Source organism: Frankia sp. CoBUL1 (genome assembly GCF_978021245.1).
On sequence record NZ_CDXDOS010000269.1, the window covers coordinates 1 to 4,424 of the forward strand.

General features: G+C 67.3%; 6 protein-coding genes. 2 read left to right on the plus strand and 4 right to left on the minus strand.

The annotated features are described in order from the left end of the window. Positions 1–203: 203 nt before the first annotated feature. Positions 204–1,340, minus strand: a complete 1,137-nt coding sequence (locus AC08OX_RS15330) for a Fic family protein (RefSeq protein WP_476608434.1) — start codon at positions 1,338–1,340, stop codon at positions 204–206. Positions 1,341–1,442: 102 nt separating this feature from the next. On the opposite strand from AC08OX_RS15330, the gene AC08OX_RS15335 reads away from it, so the two are divergent. Both AC08OX_RS15335 and AC08OX_RS15340 read left to right on the plus strand, forming a co-directional pair. Then, positions 1,443–1,604 (plus strand): hypothetical protein, encoded by a 162-nt coding sequence (locus tag AC08OX_RS15335; RefSeq protein WP_476608435.1) that lies wholly within the window; start codon positions 1,443–1,445, stop codon positions 1,602–1,604. A 293-nt stretch (positions 1,605–1,897) separates the two neighbouring features. Beyond that, positions 1,898–2,260, plus strand: a complete 363-nt coding sequence (locus tag AC08OX_RS15340) for an SHOCT domain-containing protein (RefSeq protein ID WP_476608436.1) — start codon at positions 1,898–1,900, stop codon at positions 2,258–2,260. A 156-nt stretch (positions 2,261–2,416) separates the two neighbouring features. Here AC08OX_RS15340 and AC08OX_RS15345 read toward each other — a convergent pair whose 3' ends face one another. The 3 genes from AC08OX_RS15345 to AC08OX_RS15355 are packed head-to-tail and all read right to left on the minus strand — an operon-like array spanning position 2,417 to position 4,161. Further along, positions 2,417–3,349: a methylated-DNA--[protein]-cysteine S-methyltransferase gene (locus tag AC08OX_RS15345; RefSeq protein WP_476608437.1), complete on the minus strand. Its 933-nt coding sequence runs from the start codon at positions 3,347–3,349 to the stop codon at positions 2,417–2,419. A 49-nt stretch (positions 3,350–3,398) separates the two neighbouring features. Then, on the minus strand, positions 3,399–3,701 hold the full coding sequence (locus tag AC08OX_RS15350) for a methylated-DNA--[protein]-cysteine S-methyltransferase (RefSeq protein WP_476608438.1): 303 nt from the start codon (positions 3,699–3,701) through the stop codon (positions 3,399–3,401). 40 nt (positions 3,702–3,741) lie between these two features. Continuing rightward, a complete protein-coding gene (locus AC08OX_RS15355) occupies positions 3,742–4,161 on the minus strand; it encodes a hypothetical protein (RefSeq protein ID WP_476608439.1) in 420 nt (139 codons plus the stop codon). Positions 4,162–4,424 lie beyond the last annotated feature (263 nt).

A 4,424-nucleotide genomic window follows, 5' to 3' on the forward strand; every position in this document is an offset into this window, starting at 1 on the left:
CCCTGACCGCCGTCTGGCACATGCTCACCAACGACACCGACTACCAGAACCTCGGCGGCGACTACTACACCCGACACGACCCCGAACGCGCCCTGCGCCGCCTGACCCGCCAAGCCAACACCCTCGGCTACACCGTCCGCTTCGACCCCCTCCCCGAGGCCGCCTGAGCCGGGCACCACCGTCACCTCACGTTGTTTTTCGGGTCAGCCGGTGTATGGATCCCTCAAGGTCATGGGCGTGCGCGCGATGTCGAGTGCCGGCTGAGGGAAGCGGGGGCCTGCCGTGTAGTAGCGGGCCCGGGTTCGGCCGACCGGTTCTAGGACTTGGGCGGTGGCGAGGTCGCGGAGGTCGCGTTGCGCCTGTTGCAGGCTCAGGCCCTCGGCATGCTCGTAGCGTGAGCGGCGGACGCGTCCAGCCATGGCCACGTCGTGCAGGGCGGTCACCACTCGCTCGTCCAGACCGGTACTCTTGGCGAATCCGGAGAGTGCGCCCCATACCCGCCCGGAGCGGTCGAGTCGGCCTTGAACGGTCTGGGCCTGCTGGTGGTAGGCGGTCAGGTTGAAGCGGATCCAGCTGGAGACGTCCTGGTCGGGAAGGTACGTCGGGCCCCGACCGGTGAGTTCGCGGTAGTACTCCCAGGTGTTGCCGGGGCGGCCGAGCCACGCCTCGACGGAGGAGAACTCCGGGGCGAGGACGCCTTCGCGGGCGATCATGAGTGTCTGGAGCGAACGGGACATCCGGCCGTTCCCGTCGGCCCAGGGGTGGATGGACACGAGGTGCAGATGTGCCAGAGCTGCTCGCACCAGCAGATGGGTGCCGTTGTCGGCGTTGAGCCAGTCGATGAGTTCCTTCATGAGCGCGGGGACGACATCGGCGTCCGGGGCTGTGTAGGTCGCGATGCTGGGGTCACGGGCGTCGGTGACGTAGACGGGGCCCCGGCGCCACTGCCCGGCCGGCTTGTGCATAGTGTGACGGTGGCCTTGCAACATCCAGTGCAGAGCGTTGAGTAGGCCTTTGCTGTAGCCGAAGTCCTCGGCATCGTGGAGCGTCTGGAGATACGTCATCATCCGCTGATAGGCGAGGGTCTCCTCGCGGTTTTCGTCCGAGACCTCGACATCTCGCTCGCCATCCATCAGATCCTCGACGTCGATCGTGGATACCTTGAAGCCCTCGATGGAGTTCGAGGCTGCGACGGCATCGGCGGTCAGGAACTTCCGGAGCCCCTCAGTCCATTTCGACGGCGCGGTCTGGATTTGGTGCCGCAGTACGTCCCGCATGCCGTCGATCTCGCTAAGCACCTGATCGTCGGCAGGCCTGAGGGCCGGAGCGGGGTAGAGCATGCATCAAAAATAGATTGACGCAGTCATAGCGTCAAGTTAGGGTGCCCCGGTCTCGGGCAGTCAGCGCCCGAGACGTTCCATGGTGAAGGGTCTCGGCTGGGCATGGGTGGCTGGCGGTGGCTTTTCCTCGTCAACGTGCCGATCTGCGTCGCGGCGCTGATCCTGGCCCATCACCACCTCCGGGTAGCTGCGGACGACGGTCGCACCGCCGTCGGGCTGCACCGGGCCACCCGCTCCGGCACCGGGCGCGGCAGGAAGCAGTAGGGGCATCCGGGCCGGGTGTAGACGGTGACCGGCGGCTGCTACTCGCTGACGGCGTTCACCGGTGGGACCTGTCGGCGACCGCGGTGTCGTCGACCGGGTCCGGTCGGGGCGCGCCGGATGGTGATGAGGCTACGGGGTCGAAATGTGCAGTGCACCGCCCACGGGGCGCAGAGCTGACCATGCTGGGCAATTGGGCACACGACGGTGAGCGGGTTGACCCAGTGACGTCGGATCGTCCAGCACCTGCGCTCCAGCGCGACTCGCCGCACTCTGGAAGCGGGAGGGGGTGCGGCATGGGGCCCGGTTCGGGCCGTCCCGTCCGCTCGCTCCGGGAGGTGACAGTGGTGATGTACTGGTACGACGGCTATGGAATGAGCGGCTGGGGCTGGTTTGCGATGTCCCTGGGCATGCTGCTGTTCTGGGCTGTGCTCATCATCGGGGCGGTGCTGGTGGTACGGGCGCTGACCCACGCCGGCGATCGCGGCCGTCCCCCGATGTGGCCACCCGCCCCGCCTCCGGCCGCCGCTGGGCCCGCCGGACCGTCTCCCGAGCAGGTCTTGGCCGACCGCTTCGCCCGCGGTGAGATCGATGAGCAGGAGTACCGTACCCGTCTGGCCGCGCTCCGCGAGACGGCCGACCGGCTCGTCAAACACTGACGGCCGACCGGGGCCTCGACCGACTGCGGCACGCTCACCCCGAGCATGGGCGGCCCGGCCGCCGACACCGACCGCACCTTGGCTGACGGCCGTGTTGGCGCTGGTGGCGATGCGTCTGGCGGCCCGTCGTCTTCTTCCTGGTCGACTTCGCGGTGCTCATGCCGCGGCCTCCAGGTTCAGCAGCGTGGCCTTGGCTTCGAGTCCGCCGATGTAACCACCGAGCGTGCCATCGGTACGCAGAACTCGGTGGCACGGGACGACGATCGGCAGCGGGTTGGTCGCACAGGCGGTGCCCACCGCGCGGACGGCCCCGGGGTTGCCGACGAGTTCGGCCATGTCCCGGTAGCTGCGAGTCTGGCCGTATCCGATCTCGGGCAGATGCGTCTGCACGAGGCGCCGGAATCCGCGGGACAGCGACAGGTCGATCGTGAGGTCGAAGACCTGGCGGTGCTTGGCGAAGTATTCGTCGATCTCGCGCGTCACCGTGTCCAGCCGCTTCGGAGCGCGCAGGATGCGCGGGCTGAGCTTCTGGCCGAGGGTCTCCAGCACTCGATCGTGATCCTCGGTGGCGTACGCCACGCGGACCAGACCCTTCCGGGTGGCGGCGAGCAGCAGCTTGCCGACAGGCGAGTCGATGGTGGTGTAGGCGACGTCGACAAGGTCGGCTCGCTCCGCCTTCTGCTCCAGGCGGCGGTGAAGCCGGCTGAAAGTATCGGCATCCATGGGCGTCGGCAGCAGGGCGGTCATGTCGTCATCGTTCGGGAGCCCGTTCACCGCGGCCCACAGGTCGGGATCCCCAGAGCCGGGGATGCCTCGTTCTGTTGGTGATTCCGGTATCTCCTCGGCTGGTAGAGGGTTTCTCTTCGCGGCACATAGCACATCGATCGCCTTGCGATGCGCGATCGTCACGAGCCATGCCTCCACGTTCGCCGTCTCTGGCAGGTCGGGACAGGCGCGCATGGCGGAGAGGAAGGTCTCCGACCATGCGTCGTCCGCGTCGTCCGCGTCGTACGGACCGAGGACGACCCGGCAGACGCGCAGCACGGTTGCGCCGTGCCGCGCGACTACCTTCTCGAACGGCTGTTTCATGTCCATCCCATTGGAGACGTGCTCGCGGTGGCAAACTTGAGATTTTCGGTCAGAACAAGCGTCCGGCGCTGATCTGAGGCGATTCCTCGAGCTCCAGGAGCGTCTGCTTGCGCTTCAGTCCGCCGGCGTATCCCGTGAGGGAGCCATGAGACCCGACGACGCGGTGGCACGGCACGAAGATGCACAGCGGGTTCGCGCCCACGGCCCGTCCGACCTGTTGCGCGAGGCTGCGGACTCCGAGCTGCTCGGCGATACGACCGTATGTGGTCGTGTCACCGCGCTGGATGCTCTCGCCCGGCACGGCGATCATGGCGAGGAGGATGCGCGCGGTTCCCGGTGAGTTCGGCGGCATGGCACTCGTCTGGTTCCTCCGGCCGGCGCCGACACTGGACTCACGGCGTTCCTCGGATGCTCTGCAGGAACCTTCCCGACCCGTCGTCAAGGACCCAGAACGACCAGCCGTTGCGGTGCGGGCTGACACTCGGCTTGTAGTGGCCGACCACGGCGCGAGCCGCACCGGTCGGCGTCTTGAAGCTCTGCCCACCCAGCGGCCCGGCCACGATGTCAATCCGAGACGTCTTCGGGTCGTACCTGCCCTGGGTGCGGTGCCCCTCGTAGTCGGCGTACACCGCCACCGCCTCCGCTTCCTCCGAATGCTGCTCTCCCTCCTTGCTTGCCGACGTGGGTGACGTCGGCATGCCCACCTCCGCCACTAGGCGGGCCACCACCTCGCCTGCCGTACAGCCACTCATGCGCGCCGCCAAGGCGAGCGAGTGACAAGTCTGATCATCCACCTCGATCGAATGTGCCACGATGGCCCCCTCTCGCGTAGAACATACGATCTCTAGAGGAGTTTAAGCAAGATTTTCAAGAGAATGGAGCTTGTGGGTGCTTCCGTCAGAGCCGCGGCAGGAGGTCGTCGACAGACGAGAACGAAACGCCCACCGAAGGGCGGCACGACCTCAGGGCGTCCGCTCAGGGGTAAGCCCGGCGCCTCGGTCGCCGTGTCGCCGCTGTGCGCCCGGCACGCACCTGCTTCCTCGTCGCGAAGGTTCAGGTCCGCAGCCCAAGCTTG

What these genes read in the sequence shown, in the direction of transcription:
- AC08OX_RS15330 (WP_476608434.1), bottom strand. Translation starts at nt 1,340, where the DNA reads ATGCTCTACCCCGCTCCGGCCCTCAGGCCTGCCGACGATCAGGTGCTT.
- AC08OX_RS15335 (WP_476608435.1), top strand. Translation starts at nt 1,443, where the DNA reads ATGGGTGGCTGGCGGTGGCTTTTCCTCGTCAACGTGCCGATCTGCGTC.
- AC08OX_RS15340 (WP_476608436.1), top strand. Translation starts at nt 1,898, where the DNA reads ATGGGGCCCGGTTCGGGCCGTCCCGTCCGCTCGCTCCGGGAGGTGACA.
- AC08OX_RS15345 (WP_476608437.1), bottom strand. Translation starts at nt 3,349, where the DNA reads ATGAAACAGCCGTTCGAGAAGGTAGTCGCGCGGCACGGCGCAACCGTG.
- AC08OX_RS15350 (WP_476608438.1), bottom strand. Translation starts at nt 3,701, where the DNA reads ATGCCGCCGAACTCACCGGGAACCGCGCGCATCCTCCTCGCCATGATC.